Here is a 16238-nt window from a genome sequence, read left to right as displayed (position 1 = left end):
AACAGGGGGAAGGCTTACCAATGGGAATTTGGATACTGAACGGATGGACGGTAAACGCCGATAACGAGCGAGTTAAGCAGCACATTTTCATCGAGAACGATACGATCGTCCAGGTTCTGGACGCCCAAAGCGCAGCGGCTCCGGTCACGGAAGGACATACGGTCATCGACGCGGCGGGCAAGCTGGTCGCCCCGGGATTCATCGATATGCACGTCCATCTGCGCGAGCCGGGTTTTGAGCATAAAGAAACGATTGCGACAGGAACGCGCTCGGCGGCCAGAGGCGGCTTCACGACGATTGCCTGCATGCCGAACACGCGGCCGGTCATCGATACGCCGGATACGGTGAATTACATACTGGACAAGGCGCAAACCGAAGGCGTCGTCCGCGTTCTGCCGTACGGCTGCATTACGAAAAACGAGCTCGGCCGCGAGCTCACGGACTTCGCCGCTTTGAAGGAAGCCGGCGTCATCGGCTACACGGATGACGGCGTCGGCGTGCAAAGCGCGCAGATGATGAAAGATGCGATGGCGCTGGCCGCATCGCTCGGCATGCCGATCATCGCGCACTGCGAGGATAACACGCTCGTCGAGGGCGCGCCGGTAACGGAAGGCGCGTTCGCCCGGAAGCACGGGCTCAAGGGGATTCCGAACGAGTCCGAGGCGATTCATGTAGGGCGCGACGTGCTGCTGGCCGAAGCGACCGGGGTTCACTACCATGTGTGCCATGTCAGCACCGAGCAGTCGGTTCGCCTGATCCGCCACGCGAAGCAGTTCGGGATCAAAGTGACCGCCGAGGTATGCCCGCATCACCTCGTGCTTTCCGATGAAGATATTCCAGGGCTTGACGCCAACTGGAAAATGAACCCACCGCTGCGTACGCCGCGCGATGTACAGGCTGTGATCGAAGGGCTGGAAGACGGCACGATCGACATCATCGTAACCGATCATGCGCCGCACAGCGAGGAAGAGAAAGAGAAGGGCATGCAGCTTGCGCCGTTCGGCATTCTCGGCTTCGAGACCGCGTTCCCGCTGCTGTACACCAAGTTCGTCCTGACCGGCCGCTGGACGCTCGGCTTCCTGATCGACCGGATGACGGCGAGACCTGCCGATGTGTTCGGCCTTCCGTACGGCAAGCTCCAACCGGGCGCCGCGGCGGATGTAACGATCGTCGATCTCGAAGAGGAGCGCGAAGTACGCAAAGAAGAGATCGTATCGAAAAGCAAAAATACGCCGTTTATCGGCTGGAAGCTGCAAGGCTGGCCGGTTGTTACGATTGCGGCGGGAAAAGTTGTTTGGTCCTAAGCACTGTACGGCGAGCGGAAACTCGTGTATATTTATACAGAAGAATCTTTATTTATGCAGATCATTGACGGTTCGCATGGATCGTTCGAACATAACGAAGGAGTTGAAGAAACATGCAGGCAAGATTGTTGCTGGAAGACGGCACCCTTTTTACAGGCAAATCGTTCGGCAGCGAGGGTGACTCGGTCGGAGAAGTTGTATTCAATACAGGGATTACCGGTTATCAGGAGGTGCTTTCCGATCCGTCGTACTGCGGCCAAATCGTGACGATGACGTATCCGCTTATCGGAAACTACGGCGTAATCCGGGACGATTTCGAGTCCGTGCGCCCGTTCATTCACGGGTTTGTGGTTCGCGAGCATGAAGAAATCCCGAGCAACTGGAGAGCGCAATACACGCTCGGCAGCCTGCTCAAAGAATACGGCATCATCGGAATCAGCGGCATCGACACCCGCATGCTGACCCGCAAAATCCGCCATCATGGCGTTATGAAAGCTTTGCTCACCACATCCGATAAATCGGTTGCCGAGCTGTCGGAAATGCTCAAAGCGACGCCTCTGATGACAGACCAGGTGTCCCGCGTGTCCACCAAAAGCGTTTACGGAGCACCAGGCCACAAAGAGCGCGTCGTGCTCGTCGATTTCGGCGCCAAAAGCGGCATTATCCGCGATTTGAGCAAACGCGACTGCGACGTCGTCGTCGTGTCTCAAGACGCTACGGCCGAGCAAATTCGCCGGTTGGCGCCGGACGGCATTTTGCTGTCCAACGGCCCTGGGGACCCGAAAGACGTGCCTCACGCGGTGCAAATGATTAAAGAACTGCTCGGCGAATTCCCGATCTTCGGCATTTGCCTCGGCCACCAGCTGTTCGCGCTCGCTTGCGGAGCCGATACGGAGAAGCTGAAATTCGGCCACCGCGGCGGCAACCATCCGGTTAAAGATCTGATTTCCGGACGCTGCTACATTACATCGCAAAACCATGGCTACACAGTTAAGGAAGATTCCATCGCCGGAACGGACCTTGACGTGACGCACATTAACAATAACGACCGCACGATCGAAGGTTTGAGACATAAAAAGCATGCGGCTTTCTCGGTTCAGTATCATCCGGAAGCGGCGCCGGGTCCATTTGACTCGAGCTATTTGTTCGACGATTTTATCGCGATGATCCGGGAGCATAAGCTGGCTAACCCGCAGCCGCCGCGCCAGGCGCAAATGCTCGCGGAATGGAAGGCGCAAGCAGCAAAGACAGCGGACAAGGGGGAACTGCAGTATGCCAAAAAATAATACGCTCAAAAAAATTCTCGTGATCGGCTCCGGTCCGATTGTTATCGGCCAAGCCGCCGAGTTCGACTATGCGGGAACGCAGGCATGCCAGGCTTTGAAAGAAGAGGGCATGGAAGTTATTTTGATCAACAGCAACCCGGCCACGATCATGACCGACACGAATATGGCCGACAAAGTATATATCGAGCCGATTACGCTTGATTTCGTAACGCAAATTATTCGCCAAGAGCGTCCTGACGGGCTGCTTCCGACGCTGGGCGGCCAGACGGGGCTGAACATGGCTGTGGAGCTGGCTCGCGCAGGCGTTCTGGAAAGCGAGAATGTGAAGCTGCTCGGCACCCAACTGACCGCGATTGAAAAAGCGGAAGACCGCGACCTTTTCCGCGATTTGATGAGAGAGCTGGAGCAGCCGGTGCCTGACAGCGTCATCGTGACGACTGTAGCACAAGCGCTTGATTTTGCCGGTGAAATCGGCTTTCCGATTATCGTGCGTCCTGCTTACACACTTGGCGGAACAGGCGGCGGTATCTGCAATTCTATTGAGGAATTGAGCGAAACGGTCGCATCCGGGCTTCGCTACAGTCCGATCGGTCAATGTCTCGTAGAAAAAAGCATCGCCGGCATGAAAGAAGTCGAGTATGAAGTGATGCGCGACGCGAACGACAACTGCATCGTCGTGTGCAACATGGAAAACTTCGATCCGGTTGGCGTCCATACGGGCGACAGCATCGTCGTGGCTCCGAGCCAGACGCTGTCCGACCGCGAATACCAGATGCTCCGTTCCGCATCGCTGAAAATCATCCGCGCGCTGAACATCGAAGGCGGCTGCAACGTGCAGTTTGCGCTCGATCCGCACAGCTTCCAATATTATGTCATCGAAGTGAATCCGCGGGTAAGCCGCTCCTCGGCGCTCGCTTCCAAAGCGACGGGCTATCCGATCGCCAAAATGGCGGCTAAAATCGCCATCGGCTACACGCTGGACGAAATTGTCAACCCGGTAACCGGGCAAACATACGCTTGCTTCGAGCCGACGCTGGATTACATTGTATCGAAAATTCCGCGCTGGCCGTTCGATAAATTTACGGCGGCAAACCGCAAGCTCGGCACACAGATGAAAGCGACAGGGGAAGTAATGGCCATCGGCCGCACTTTCGAAGAGTCGATTCATAAAGCGATCCGCTCGCTGGAAATCGGTGTGCACCGTTTGTTCCTGAAAGAAACGGATTTGCTGGATAAGGAATCGCTGGAGCTTCGCCTGCAAAAGCCGGACGACGAGCGCCTGTTCCTTCTGGCTGAGGCGTACCGCAGAGGCTACACGGTCGAGCAGCTGCAAGACTTGACGAAAATCGACTGGTGGTTCCTGAACAAACTGGCCGGCATGATCAAATATGAGGCGGAAATCGCCAAATCCGATCTTTCAGCGGCATTGTTGCTGGAGGCGAAGCGCAAAGGGTTTACGGACCGGGCTATCGCCGAAATCCGCACGCTTGCCGGCTGCACATCGTTTACGAAAGAAGCGGAAGTGCGCGCTCACCGCTTGCAGCAAAACATCAAGCCTGTGTACAAAATGGTAGATACTTGCGCGGCCGAGTTCGAAGCTTCGACGCCTTACTACTATTCGACCTATGAGCAAGAGGACGAAGTAACGGAAACGAACAAGGAGAAAGTCGTCGTGCTCGGCTCCGGTCCAATCCGTATCGGCCAAGGCATCGAGTTCGACTACTCCACCGTGCATGCGGTGTGGGCGATCCAAGCCGCCGGCTATGAAGCGGTCATTATCAACAACAACCCGGAAACCGTGTCTACGGACTTTAATACGTCAGACCGCTTGTACTTCGAGCCGCTGTTCTTCGAAGACGTGATGAACGTGATCGAGCGCGAAAATCCGATCGGCGTCATCGTGCAATTCGGCGGCCAAACCGCGATCAATCTGGCGGCCCCGCTGGACAAAGCCGGCGTGCGCATTCTCGGTTCCGACCTCGAAAGCATCGATACGGCTGAAGACCGCAAAAAATTCGAAGCGCTGCTGGGAAAACTGCAAATCGCGCAGCCGCAGGGCGGTACGGTAACGTCCGTCGATCAGGCGGTAGGCGTTGCCGCAGGACTTGGCTATCCGGTGCTCGTTCGTCCTTCTTACGTCCTCGGCGGACGCGCGATGGAAATCGTCTATTCCGACGAAGAATTGCTCAGCTACATGGAGTATGCGGTGAAAATCAATCCGGAGCATCCGGTTCTGATCGACCGTTACATGCTCGGCAAAGAAGTCGAAGTCGATGCGATTTGTGACAAGGAAACGGTTCTGATCCCGGGCATTATGGAGCATATCGAACGTGCAGGGGTACACTCCGGCGACTCGATCGCCGTCTACCCGCCGCAGACGGTTTCCGCTGAAATTAAACAGAAGATCATCGATATTACGACAAAAATTGCGCTCGAACTGAAAGTTGTAGGACTGGTCAACATCCAGTTCGTCATCTTCAACGATGAAGTGTATGTGATCGAGGTGAATCCGCGCTCGTCCAGAACGGTTCCGTTCCTGAGCAAAGTGACGAACATTCCGATGGCGAATGTGGCAACCCGGGTCATCATGGGGCAAAAGCTTGCCGATATGGGCTACGAAAGCGGCTTGTGGCCGGAAGACCACTACGTATCCGTGAAAGTGCCGGTGTTCTCCTTCGCGAAGCTGCGCCGCGTGGACACGACGCTTGGACCGGAGATGAAATCGACCGGCGAAGTGATGGGCCGCGATACGAACTTTGCAAAGGCGCTGTACAAAGGCTTGATCGGCGCAGGCATGAAAATTCCTGCTGCAGGTTCGGTCGTCGTAACGGTGTCGGACAAAGATAAAGACGAGGCGATTGAAATCATGAAAGGTTTCTACCGTCTCGGCTACAAAATTATCGCCACAGGCGGAACGGCCAAAGCGCTGGAAGAAGCCGGCCTCCCGGTAACGACAGTGAACAAGCTGAGCGAAGGCTCGCCGAACATTCTCGACCTGATCCGCGGCGGCGAGGCGCAGTTCGTCGTGAACACGCTGACGAAAGGCAAAACGCCTGAGCGTGACGGCTTCCGCATCCGCCGCGAAGCGGTGGAGAACGGCGTTGTCTGCATGACGTCGCTTGACACGGTCCGTGCGCTCTGCAACATGCTTGAAGCGGTCAACTTCTCCTCCCGTGCCATGCCTGTGCATGCTTAAGGGGCGGTGAGTGCGAATGAGTACCTACACTCGTGCGGACGTTGCCGGAAAGATCATGGTCGCTCTGGATTACCCGACAGCCGAAGGGGCCAAGGAGCTGCTGCGGCAGCTCGAAGGCATCCCTTGCTATATGAAAGTGGGCATGCAGCTGTTTTTCGCTGCGGGCCCAGGCTTTGTAGCCGGTCTGAAGGATAAAGGCTATAAAGTGTTTTTGGATTTGAAAATGCACGACATCCCGAACACGGTGAAGGGCGGGGCGGAGAGCATTACGCGCCTCGGCGCGGATGTGTTCAACGTCCATGCAGCCGGCGGCAAGCGGATGATGGAAGCGGCTCTCGAGGGCGTGGACAAAGCCCTCGCTCCGGGAGCGGGACGCCCGATTGTCATCGGCGTCACCCAGCTGACCAGCACCGGCCAGCAGGTGCTGAACGAAGAAATCGGCCTGACAGGCACTGTCGAGCAGGCCGTGCTTCGCTATGCCCGCCTGGCGCAGTCGGCTGGGCTGCAGGGCGTCGTTGCGTCACCGCTTGAAGTGACGCAAATCAAAGCGGCGTGCGGTGACGCATTCGTCACCGTAACGCCGGGCATTCGCCCTGCGGGCGCCGATATCGGCGACCAGACGCGCGTCATGACGCCGGCTGAGGCGTTCGCGCAGGGCACCGATTTTGTCGTGATCGGCCGCCCGATTACGGCGGCGGCCGATCCCAGAGCGGCGATGGAGTCGATCATCGCCTCCGTCGCGCTTTGACGGGCCTGCCCCTACATTCGAAAGGAACGGTGTGAGAGAACATGAGTCAGCTTGAAACGATAGCGAAGCGAGTTGCTTCCTCATTATTGGAGATAGGAGCGGTAACGCTTCGCCCGCAGCAGCCTTTTACGTGGACATCGGGCCTCAAGTCGCCGATTTATTGCGATAACCGGCTGACCATGTCTCATCCGGCTATACGCGAGCTGATTGCAGACAGTTTTGTGCTGCTGATCAAGGAAAAGTTTCCGCAAGCCGAAGTGGTCGCCGGCACGGCGACTGCCGGCATTCCTCACGCGGCATGGGTCGCACAGAAGCTGGGCCTGCCCATGATATACGTCCGTGACAAAGCCAAAGGCCACGGCAAGGAGAACCTGATCGAGGGGACTGTTAAGCCCGGTCAGCAAGTCATCGTGATCGAAGACCTGATCTCAACCGGCGGAAGCTCGCTGAAAGCGGCTTTGGCCGTTAACGATGCGGGGGCGAAAGCATTGGGCGTTCTCGCGATCTTTTCCTATCAATTGGATAAGGCGGCGGACGCTTTCCGGGAAGCCGGAATGCCGCTTCATACGCTTTCCAATTATACGAAGCTGCTTGAAGTAGCTTTGGAGCAAGGAGCAATCAAAGAAGAAGACATGGAACTCCTCCGCTCCTGGCGGGCAAATCCGGCTCAATTCGGACTGTAATCTTGCGCAGAAATTGACGATTTAGGATAAATGGCCTATACTGAAGGGGCGCAAAGTTCTGCCTGACATCTGCGAAACGGCAAACGGCGCGAAAGCGTCTGACGCAAAGCTACAGGGGCTAATCGGCTTGCAGCCGTACGCCAGCCAGCTACCGAACGGTGAGAGGAGGAAGATTATGAGCGTAAATGCCCCGCTATCCGCGGTCGGAAGCGGCAATGCTTTGCAGCAAGCAGTCGGACTGCAGCTGCTGAAAAAAATCAATGATACGCAAACGGCGCAAGCAAGCGTGATGCTGGAAGATTTCGCGAAATCCCAGCAGCAAGTTGCGGCGGCCGCCGCTTCAGTCACCCCCCACTTGGGGCGCAGCATCGACATTCGTGTATAATTGCACAAAGCCGGGAAGCTCTACCTTTTCGAAAAGGAGAGCTTCTTTTTTTGTGGCTTGGCGCGCACCGGATTAATACTTGCTCGTTAAGGCCTAATTGGTCTGGCAACGTAGAATGAGCCTCGCATTTACGAGTTTGTCGCGCAATATTCTTGCAAAAACCCCCATGACGTCGTGGACATCACCCCACAGAATGAAAATAATTCAGGTCTATTGTGTCTATTTTCGTATAAAGTGGAGCATTTTGCGCTTTGACGAGCTTGCCGTGGTAAATTCCTGCAGAACGCGGAGCATTTTGCGCATTGACGATCTTGTCGTGGTATTATCCTGTAGAAAGTAGTGCTTTTAGCACTTTGACGAGCTTGCCGCGAAAAATTCCTGCAAAAGTGCAGTTTTTTTCGTATTAACGAGCTTGCCGTGGTAAATTCCTGCAAAAGTACAGTTTTTTTCGCCCATATACGGGGTTAGCGCCAGTTTGGTCGGAAATTCCTGCACAATCGCAGGCTTTTCCTCCAAACGAGCCGTATCCATCGAAAAAGCCTGTACTTTTGCAGGTTTTGCTGGAGCTATGCCTCTTTTCAAACGGCTGGGCCGTTCTAATTGGGTGGGGATAGAGTGCCTTCCCGCAGTTAAAGCCGACAATGTACATCTTACCAACAAGCGAGGGCGGGCGGGGGATGCGATTACGATGCGGCTCCAGTCAGGCGAAGCCGTTTCTCAACGCCCGCAAATCTCAGGCGCGCGTTGTGTCGCCAACGCATGTCGACGCTCAAAAAAGCATAAAGAAAAAAGAAACTTATGGCAACCTGGTTGTTGATAAGTTTCTTTTTTTGGGGTATGATGCGAGTATTGAAATGATAACAATTCTCAACTCGGGCGGAGAACTCGGGAAGCGTCCTTACAGGCTGTTTGTGCCGGCCCGAGCGATGACGCGGATCGATCGCACTGCGTGCGGTGTTGCACGGCATGACGCCGGTCGACCACGGCCACACTGCTACAGCCTGTAGCGGAAAAGGCTGGTGGTGGTCGGCCGCCGTCGAGCGTTTCGGCAGCAGCTACAGCCCGCAGAGGAATAGGCTGCTGGTGGCCGGCAGCCGTTGAGCGTTTCGGAGGCAGCTACAGCCAGCAGCGGAAAAGGCTGCTGGAGGTCGGCCGCCGTCGAGCGTTTCAGCGGCGGAGCTTAGGCTGGTTGAGGCGCCGACAACATGTCGATGAAAGCTTGCAGCGCTTGGGACATCCATTTTTTGGGGTGGATGAGCAGTTGCAGGTCCACGCTTAAATTCGGATGAGCGATCGGGATGACGGCAAGCTGCTTGCGTGCCAGTTCGGATTCCACGGCGATCCGGGGCAGCAGGGCGATGCCTAGCCCGTTCATGGCGCACTGCTTGATCGCTTCCAGGTTGCCCAGCTCAAATCCGATGCGAAAAGGGATGCTCTGGTCTTTCAGCAGCTTTTCGAACAAGTTGCGGTATATGCAGCTTTCTTCCGTGACGATAAATTCGTTATGCCCAAGATCGGCCAGCGAAACCTGCTTCGCCAGCGCCAGCGGGTGGCCGGGAGGGGCGACCAGCACGAGCGGTTCTTCCCGAACTTTGATGCAGCGAAGCTGGGTGTCGGCGGGATATTGGTCGAGGATGAGCCCGACATCGTAATCGCCCTCTTTTACTTTCGCAATCAGCGACGTTTCATCGTCCGGCAAAAGTTGGATGCTTAAACCGGGGAATTGCTGTTTGAATTTGTGCAAATAAGGCGGCAAATAATAGGCGGCCAAGGAATCGATCGTGCCGATCGTCAGCGCGCCGTTAACTTGCCTGGCAATCATTTCCTTAGACTGGTCGTAGAGATCGAGCATTTGCACGGCGAGCTTCAGCAAGCTTTCACCCGGAGGCGTAAGCCTAAGCTGCCGTCCGTATCTTTCAAAAAGCGGCACTCCGTAATCCCGCTCCAGCTTTTGAATCTGCATCGTCACGCTGGATTGCGCGTAGCCGAGTTCTTCGGCTGCCCGGGTGAAGCTTTTTTTCCTTGCCACTTCGCGGAACGTCCGAAAATAAGTTAAGTCCATGCCGGCCACCTCGCATTATCAATATTTTTGATGAGCATTATCATTTATTATAGCTAACAGTGATGAACGGTTCCATGCTAAAGTGAAGTAACAATAAATTTAACTATTCGGAGGTTATTCGCCATGTTGACTGAACGAGAGCTTCAAGGCATATATGTACCTGTTGTTACGCCTTTTGACGAGGAGCGGGAGGTGGATGTGGCTTCCTTTTACAATTTGGTATACCAGTTGTTCGAGGATGACATCGACGGATTGATCGTTAACGGAACGACGGGAGAGTCGCCGGGGATATCGGAGGAAGAGCTCGCACTCCTGTTTGCTGCGGCGCAAACCGCACGGCAAGCATCGGGTACGAACGCGCCGCTTGTCGTCGGGACAGGCACCAACGATACGGCTTCGACCGTGAAAAAGACGGAAAAAGCCGGACAACTGGGCGCAGACGCGGCCCTTGTCGTTGTTCCGTATTATAACCGGCCGAGCCAGCAGGGCATCGTTGAGCATTTTCGCCGCGTCGCGGAGGTTGGCGTGCCTGTCATCGTATACGAGATTCCGTATCGCACCGGAGTTGCGCTGGAGCTCGATACGGTACGGACCATTTTTGAGATCGACGGCGTTATCGGCATGAAAGATAGCACCCCCGGGATTCATCTTGTGTCCGAGCTTTCGCGGCTTGGTTCCAAACCGGTGCTGTGTGGAGACGATATGAATCTGTTTGCCGCTCTGTGCTGCGGGGCCAAGGGTGCTATGAGCGCTTCGGCGAACGTGGAAACGGATCGTTTTGTCGACATGTACAACCATTTCAGGGAAGGCCGGCTTGCCGATAGCAAACGGCTGTTTGAGGAACTGCTTCCGCTTATCCGGCTGCTGTTTGCCGAGCCGAATCCTGCGCCGCTGAAATGGCTGCTGGCCCAGAAGGAGCTTATCGCATCGGACGCAGTGCGGTTGCCTATGGTGCCGATTAGCGGCGCGCTGCAGCAGAAACTGGTCTCATACGTATAAGGATGGAGGGAGGAGGAGCCGGCGTGATGCGCAAGCAAGTATTTTCGGGCTCGCCTTGGGAACCGCGGGTCGGCTACTGCCGGGCAATCCGCGTAGGCGGCAGGATTGAGGTGGCGGGAACGACGGCGATGAGAGACGGCGAAGTCGTTGGAGTCGGCAGCGCCTATGAGCAGACGAAGTGCATTTTGCAAATTATTGAGCGTTCCCTTCAGGAGCTTGGCGCTCAAATGTCCGATGTCGTACGTACAAGAATGTTTGTAACGGATATTTCTTTGTGGGAGGAAATCGGCAGGGCGCACGGCGAAAGTTTCCGCGATATTCAACCGGCGGCAACGATGGTGGAGGTCAAGGCGCTCATTGACCCACGTCTCCTGGTCGAAATTGAAGCGGAGGCTGTTGTAAGCGAATAATTAAAAAAACGCGTATGATCATCGTCAAAGTTTAGGGAGATTGACGGATCATACGCGTTTTGTTTTTGTCAGCCGACTCGTTTGCCGAGGATGATGAGATCCCGTTCCACGCCGTCCAGTTCGGCAACGCCCGGCATATGGGCCCAAGTCTCGAAGCCGCAGCTGCGGAACAGCTTCAGGCTCGGTTCGTTATGTCCGAAGATGAAGCCGAGCAATGTTTTGAGCTGCAGTCCCGGACAAGCGTCTATCGCACGCTGGAGCAAGCTGCGCCCGATGCCGCGGCCGCGGCAAGCTTCGTCGATATAAATGCTGATTTCGGCAGTAGCGTTGTAGGCAGGGCGGCCGTAAAAGGATTGAAAGCTGAGCCAACCGCAAAGGTTCTCACCGCTTTCCAACACCCACAGCGGCCGGAAGCCGGGGGCATGCTCGTGAAACCACGGCTCGCGGCTTTGCACGGACACCGGCGACGTATCGGCGGTTACCATCCGCCCGGCTACGGTGGAATTGTAAATGCGAACGATTTCCGGAAGGTCCTCCAGGGATGCATCGCGGATCGTATAGTCTTGTATGCTCACGGGAATCTCCTTTCGCCGGGATGCGGTTTATTTGCCGGATTTGCCGGACTCGGCAAGTTTCAGCCAGAAGCGCGAAATCGTTTCCAGCCCTTTATCCCAATTCGCGAGATGGAAATGCTCGTCAGGGGCATGCAGATTTTCCCCAGGCAACCCGAAGCCGAGCATGACGACCGGCGCATCCAAAAGCCGGCCGAACACTTCAACGATCGGGATCGACCCGCCGCTGCGCGTATATACGGGCCATGCTCCGTACGCCGCTTCGTAAGCTTCGGCGGCGGCGACCATGGTCGGATGGTCAATCGGCGTTATAAACGGATTGCCGCGCAATTGACGGCTCATGACGACCTTGACGCCGGGAGGCGTATGCCCTGCGATGTGCGTTTCCATCGCATTCATAATTTCGTCCGGCGTCTGTGCGGAGACGAGACGGCAGGCGATTTTGGCCGACGCCCGGTTCGGGATGATGGGCTTGATGCCCTCGCCTTGAAAACCGCCGCTCACCGACGTGATTTCAAGGGTCGGTCTGGACGTGGTCTGCTCGTAAAACGAGTAGCCTTGTTCCCCGAATAACGTGTCCACGTTCAATTCGCTGCGAATTTTGCCGGCATCGGGCTCGACTTTCTTGAACGACTCCCGTTCCTGCTCGGACAGTTCGATGACTTTGTCGTAGAAGCCTTCCACGGCTACTTTGCCGTCGGAATCATGGAACGAGCCGAGCAGCTTCGAGAGCGCGTGTATCGGATTTTGCACGGCGCCGCCGTAAAGTCCGGAGTGAAGGTCGCTGCTAGCGCCTTCCACCGTAATTTCCACGCCGGCCAGTCCGCGGAGGCCGTACATAAGCGCCGGTTGGCCGGGGGCGTGCATCTGCGTATCCGACAAAGTGATAACGTCGGCGGACAGCTTGTCTTTGTACTTCTCGACAAAAGCCGGCAAATGCTTGCTGGCAATTTCCTCCTCGCCCTCGATGCAAAACTTCACATTCACCGGAAGCTTTCCCTCTGTGCGCAAAAAGCCTTCGATGGCTTTTACATGAAGTATCAACTGGCCTTTGTCGTCGGTGCTGCCGCGGGCATACAGTTTGCCGTCCTTGATGACGGGTTCGAACGGGGACGAAGTCCACAGCTCCAACGGTTCGGGAGGCTGGACATCGTAGTGTCCGTAAATGAGCACGGTAGGCGCTCCCGGCGCATGAAGCCAGTCGGCATATACGGCGGGGTGGCCGCCGGTCGGCATGATCTCGACGTTGTCCAGGCCCGCTTGCCGCAGCGCCTCCGCAGTCCACTCGGCGCAGCGCAGCATATCGGGCTGGCGCTCCGCAACCGCGCTAATGCTCGGAATGCGCAGGAATTGCATTAACTCCTCTATATGCCGATCCCTCTGCTGTTCAAAATAAGTGATTAAAGATTCGATCATGAGGCAGCGCTCCTTAAAGTTTTTCGCCAGAAAAACTGGCATCGAAAGCATAAGCTTAAAGTTTTTCGCCAGAAAAACTGGCGTTGGAAGCATAAGCTTAAAGTTTTTCGCCAGAAAAACTGGCATCGGAAGCATTCCGTTCCCGCTATTTAACTTCCCCGCGGCAAGGCGGTTTTCCTGCCGGCATGAGGGGGCGTTTTTGGAGAAGCTTTAGACTGTCATCGGCAGCATTTCCATTTTTGGACTGAGGGATACCTCTTATGAAATAATCCTTGCCAACAATATATATATGCGATATATTGCATATAACTAAACAAATAACGAAGGAGGATGACAATGCCAATACCTAAAAATTTTGTCTCGCCGATGCGAATGTCTGCGAAGGAAAGAGTTTTGTCCCAAATCCAAAGGTGGATTATCGATGGAACGCTGCAGCCGGGCGAAAAGCTCCTCGATGCCGAATTGGCGGAGTCGCTTGGCGTGAGCCGCACACCGATTCGGGAGGCTTTTCAATTATTGGAGGTACAGGGGCTCGTCTCGACCCATCCCGGCAAAGAAACAAAAGTGACGGTCATCGAGAAGGATGACATTTTCAAGATGTATTCGACGATGGCCGCGCTTCAAGCTTTGGCGTCGGAAGTGACCGCGAAAATTATCGTACCGGAGCAGATCGAGCAGTTGCGCGCGATTAATCTGGATTTTGCCAGCGCCATCAAAAACGGTCAGGCTTACCAAGCGATGGAGGCAGATGAGCAGTTTCATAACCTTATCGTAGAGCTTTCGGATAATCCTTATGTTGCTTCTTACAGTGCCTCGCTTCAAATTCATATCCGGCGCTTCAAATACGTGTTCTTAAAGCAGCCGATCACCGCGACACAGGCTTCAGTCGATGAGCATGATTCGATTATTGATGCTTTCGAGAAGAAGGATAGTGATCGGGCGCATGCGATGATGAAGCAGAATTTTATCCGTCCGATGCAGGAACTGCACGGAATACTCTAAGCAGAGGGGCGAAGGGATCATGGCAGAAAGCAAAGATTTGCGTATTCGCAGCAAAGTTATAAGCGAGGGTGTCAATCGGGTGCCGAACAGGGCGATGCTGCGGGCTGTCGGTTTTACCGATGAGGATTTCAAGAAGCCGATGATCGGTATAGCCAGCACGTGGAGTGAGGTAACCCCGTGCAATATGCACATCAACGAGTTGGCTGTGCATGCCAAGCAAGGGGTACGGGAGAACGGCGGGGCACCGCTTATTTTTAATACGATTACGGTATCGGACGGCATTTCAATGGGTCACGAAGGCATGCTGTTCTCATTGCCAAGCCGTGAAGCCATAGCGGATTCGATAGAGATCGTTACGGGGGCGGAGCGCTTCGATGGCCTGGTTGCGGTAGGCGGCTGCGACAAGAACACCCCTGCCTGCCTCATGGCGATCGGCCGGATGAACATTCCTTCCGTCTACGTGTACGGCGGCACGATTCAACCAGGCGAGCTCGATGGCAAGAAAGTCGATATCGTCACTGCTTTCGAGGCCGTCGGCAAATATCATGATGGAAAAATGACAGATGAAGAGCTTCACAAGGTTGAATGCAGCGCTTGTCCGGGTCCGGGCTCTTGCGGCGGAATGTACACGGCTAATACAATGGCCGCCGCTGCAGAAGCAATGGGGATGAGCCTGCCGGGATCCTCCTCGACGCCGGCGATTTCACCAAACAAAGCAGCGGAATGCGCTGAGGCGGGAAGACAGGTCATATCGCTGCTTGAGCAGGATATTTATCCAAAAGACATCATGACGAAGAAAGCGTTCGAGAATGCAATTACGGTTGTCATGGCCTTGGGCGGTTCAACGAATGCGTTTCTGCATCTTCTTGCGATTGCACATTCGGTTGGTGTGGATTTAACATTGGATGATTTTGAGCGGATACGTCTGCGTGTTCCCCATCTGGCCGACCTGAAACCGAGCGGCAAACATGCCATGCAGGATTTGAACGATATCGGAGGCATTCCAGGTGTAATGAAGCTTCTGCTCGCAGAGGGACTGCTTCATGGGGACTGTCTGACGGTAACCGGTAAATCATTGGCTGAGAATTTAGCGGCGGCGGATTCATTGCGGGAAGGTCAAGAGATCATTCGCCCGTTGGATAAACCGCTGAAGCCGAACGGACCACTGGTTGTGCTCAGAGGCAACCTTGCACCCGAAGGAGCTGTGGCCAAAATGTCGGGTATGAAAAAGTTGCGTTTTGTCGGACCGGCGAAAGTATATGACAGCGAGGAGGCCGCAACCGAAGCCATTCTGAAAAATGAGATTCAAAAAGGGGATGTGTTGGTCATCCGCTATTGCGGTCCGAAGGGTGGACCGGGTATGCCGGAGATGCTGTCGGTTACGGCACTAATTGTTGGCAAAGGGCTCGGAGGGGAGGTCGCGCTTATGACGGACGGCAGATTCTCGGGCGGCTCGCACGGGTTCGTGGTCGGCCACGTATCTCCTGAAGCACAAGTAGGCGGCCCCATCGCGCTGCTGAAGAACGGGGATATCGTAACCATCGATAGTGAAATGCAACAGATTACGTTTGAGGTGACAGAGGAAGAGCTGGCTGCGCGGGCGCAAGCATGGGTACAGCCTCCACTCAAAGTATCATCGGGCGTGCTCGCCAAATATGCCCGATTGGTTGCATCAGCCTCCAAAGGCGCGGTTACAGACATTTTTGAATAAATGAGAGTTTAGAGAGAGCTCCGGGGTAAACTGCCCCACTTTGCCTCGAAATTTCACCTAAAGAAAGGACCTCATTCTCCACTTGGCAGTGGAATTTGAGGTCCTTTTGCTCGATTTTTGGGCTGTTCCCATACTTTGCGAACGTTTTTGGGGCAGCCTCCAGGCTGCCCGAGAAACCCACCTGCCAGAACCGCTCACACTACTGACTGGCTTTGAACGATGAAAGCCTGCAAAAATACAGTTTTTTTGCTTGTCGAGAGTCGGGGATGAAATATTCCTGCAATTGTACTGGCTTTTCGCCGGCGTATGGGCTAAAAGCTCATTTTCGTCGAAAATTCCTGCACTTTCGCAGGTTTTTCGCACTAGCTTTGCATCAAACCTGACATGAAAAATTTGTTTCAAAATGTTCCTAAAACTGTATTTTATTGATGCTTTTTGTCTGGCGGATAATTAAAAAATCTCCT

General features: G+C 54.9%; 14 protein-coding genes and 1 riboswitch. Of the genes, 10 read left to right on the top strand and 4 right to left on the bottom strand.

Translation table 11 applies throughout. The annotated features are described in order from the left end of the window. Nucleotides 1-20 precede the first annotated feature (20 nt). The 6 genes from AC0LWT_RS27085 (at nucleotide 21) to AC0LWT_RS27060 (ending at nucleotide 7602) form a co-directional block, all read left to right on the top strand. The gene (locus AC0LWT_RS27085; protein ID WP_474684404.1) at nucleotides 21-1304 is read left to right on the top strand and encodes a dihydroorotase; all 1284 of its coding nucleotides are present in this window, start codon (nucleotides 21-23) and stop codon (nucleotides 1302-1304) included. A 113-nt stretch (nucleotides 1305-1417) separates the two neighbouring features. Continuing rightward, nucleotides 1418-2590: a glutamine-hydrolyzing carbamoyl-phosphate synthase small subunit gene (gene carA / locus AC0LWT_RS27080; protein WP_474684403.1), complete on the top strand. Its 1173-nt coding sequence runs from the start codon at nucleotides 1418-1420 to the stop codon at nucleotides 2588-2590. Then, the gene (gene carB, locus AC0LWT_RS27075) at nucleotides 2577-5786 is read left to right on the top strand and encodes a carbamoyl-phosphate synthase large subunit (RefSeq protein WP_474684402.1); all 3210 of its coding nucleotides are present in this window, start codon (nucleotides 2577-2579) and stop codon (nucleotides 5784-5786) included. The genes carA and carB overlap by 14 nt, the downstream gene beginning before the upstream one ends. A gap of 16 nt (nucleotides 5787-5802) precedes the next feature. Then, entirely contained in the window at nucleotides 5803-6534 is a 732-nt protein-coding gene (gene pyrF / locus AC0LWT_RS27070; protein ID WP_474684401.1) for an orotidine-5'-phosphate decarboxylase, read from the top strand. A gap of 41 nt (nucleotides 6535-6575) precedes the next feature. Further along, nucleotides 6576-7217 carry an orotate phosphoribosyltransferase gene (pyrE, locus tag AC0LWT_RS27065; RefSeq protein WP_474684400.1) on the top strand — a complete coding sequence of 214 codons (642 nt, stop codon included), beginning with the start codon at nucleotides 6576-6578 and terminating at the stop codon, nucleotides 7215-7217. A gap of 68 nt (nucleotides 7218-7285) precedes the next feature. Next, a riboswitch (cyclic di-GMP riboswitch) is annotated at nucleotides 7286-7373 on the top strand. A gap of 19 nt (nucleotides 7374-7392) precedes the next feature. Beyond that, nucleotides 7393-7602: a YjfB family protein gene (locus tag AC0LWT_RS27060; RefSeq protein ID WP_474684399.1), complete on the top strand. Its 210-nt coding sequence runs from the start codon at nucleotides 7393-7395 to the stop codon at nucleotides 7600-7602. Nucleotides 7603-7947: 345 nt separating this feature from the next. On the opposite strand, the gene AC0LWT_RS27055 is transcribed toward AC0LWT_RS27060, so the two are convergent. After that, complete coding sequence (locus AC0LWT_RS27055; RefSeq protein ID WP_474684398.1) at nucleotides 7948-8244, bottom strand: hypothetical protein; 297 nt, start codon at nucleotides 8242-8244, stop codon at nucleotides 7948-7950. A 538-nt stretch (nucleotides 8245-8782) separates the two neighbouring features. Then, nucleotides 8783-9664, bottom strand: a complete 882-nt coding sequence (locus AC0LWT_RS27050; RefSeq protein ID WP_474684397.1) for a LysR family transcriptional regulator — start codon at nucleotides 9662-9664, stop codon at nucleotides 8783-8785. Nucleotides 9665-9787: 123 nt separating this feature from the next. Between AC0LWT_RS27050 and dapA the strand changes: the two genes are divergently transcribed. After that, the gene (gene dapA / locus AC0LWT_RS27045; protein WP_474684396.1) at nucleotides 9788-10663 is read left to right on the top strand and encodes a 4-hydroxy-tetrahydrodipicolinate synthase; all 876 of its coding nucleotides are present in this window, start codon (nucleotides 9788-9790) and stop codon (nucleotides 10661-10663) included. 23 nt (nucleotides 10664-10686) lie between these two features. Then, nucleotides 10687-11073, top strand: a complete 387-nt coding sequence (locus tag AC0LWT_RS27040; RefSeq protein ID WP_474684395.1) for a RidA family protein — start codon at nucleotides 10687-10689, stop codon at nucleotides 11071-11073. 68 nt (nucleotides 11074-11141) lie between these two features. On the opposite strand, the gene AC0LWT_RS27035 is transcribed toward AC0LWT_RS27040, so the two are convergent. Together AC0LWT_RS27035 and AC0LWT_RS27030 are read right to left on the bottom strand one after the other, a co-directional pair. Beyond that, nucleotides 11142-11648 carry a GNAT family N-acetyltransferase gene (locus AC0LWT_RS27035; RefSeq protein WP_474684394.1) on the bottom strand — a complete coding sequence of 169 codons (507 nt, stop codon included), beginning with the start codon at nucleotides 11646-11648 and terminating at the stop codon, nucleotides 11142-11144. 27 nt (nucleotides 11649-11675) lie between these two features. Continuing rightward, nucleotides 11676-13061, bottom strand: coding sequence for a dipeptidase (locus tag AC0LWT_RS27030; RefSeq protein ID WP_474684393.1), 1386 nt, complete (start codon nucleotides 13059-13061; stop codon nucleotides 11676-11678). 336 nt (nucleotides 13062-13397) lie between these two features. Between AC0LWT_RS27030 and AC0LWT_RS27025 the strand changes: the two genes are divergently transcribed. Together AC0LWT_RS27025 and ilvD are read left to right on the top strand one after the other, a co-directional pair. Beyond that, entirely contained in the window at nucleotides 13398-14063 is a 666-nt protein-coding gene (locus tag AC0LWT_RS27025; RefSeq protein WP_474684392.1) for a GntR family transcriptional regulator, read from the top strand. A 19-nt stretch (nucleotides 14064-14082) separates the two neighbouring features. Then, on the top strand, nucleotides 14083-15774 hold the full coding sequence (gene ilvD / locus AC0LWT_RS27020; protein WP_474684391.1) for a dihydroxy-acid dehydratase: 1692 nt from the start codon (nucleotides 14083-14085) through the stop codon (nucleotides 15772-15774). Nucleotides 15775-16238: the final 464 nt, after the last annotated feature.

This window comes from Paenibacillus sp. sgz302164 (assembly GCF_056120505.1).
The sequence above is the reverse complement of the archived record's forward strand: the minus strand, read 5'-3'. Positions and strand labels throughout refer to the sequence as shown.

Excerpts from the sequence above, each read along its gene's own strand:
- AC0LWT_RS27085 (WP_474684404.1), top strand. The coding sequence starts at position 21 with ATGGGAATTTGGATACTGAACGGATGGACGGTAAACGCCGATAACGAG.
- carA (WP_474684403.1), top strand. The coding sequence starts at position 1,418 with ATGCAGGCAAGATTGTTGCTGGAAGACGGCACCCTTTTTACAGGCAAA.
- carB (WP_474684402.1), top strand. The coding sequence starts at position 2,577 with ATGCCAAAAAATAATACGCTCAAAAAAATTCTCGTGATCGGCTCCGGT.
- pyrF (WP_474684401.1), top strand. The coding sequence starts at position 5,803 with ATGAGTACCTACACTCGTGCGGACGTTGCCGGAAAGATCATGGTCGCT.
- pyrE (WP_474684400.1), top strand. The coding sequence starts at position 6,576 with ATGAGTCAGCTTGAAACGATAGCGAAGCGAGTTGCTTCCTCATTATTG.
- AC0LWT_RS27060 (WP_474684399.1), top strand. The coding sequence starts at position 7,393 with ATGAGCGTAAATGCCCCGCTATCCGCGGTCGGAAGCGGCAATGCTTTG.
- AC0LWT_RS27050 (WP_474684397.1), bottom strand. The coding sequence starts at position 9,664 with ATGGACTTAACTTATTTTCGGACGTTCCGCGAAGTGGCAAGGAAAAAA.
- dapA (WP_474684396.1), top strand. The coding sequence starts at position 9,788 with ATGTTGACTGAACGAGAGCTTCAAGGCATATATGTACCTGTTGTTACG.
- AC0LWT_RS27030 (WP_474684393.1), bottom strand. The coding sequence starts at position 13,061 with ATGATCGAATCTTTAATCACTTATTTTGAACAGCAGAGGGATCGGCAT.
- AC0LWT_RS27025 (WP_474684392.1), top strand. The coding sequence starts at position 13,398 with ATGCCAATACCTAAAAATTTTGTCTCGCCGATGCGAATGTCTGCGAAG.
- ilvD (WP_474684391.1), top strand. The coding sequence starts at position 14,083 with ATGGCAGAAAGCAAAGATTTGCGTATTCGCAGCAAAGTTATAAGCGAG.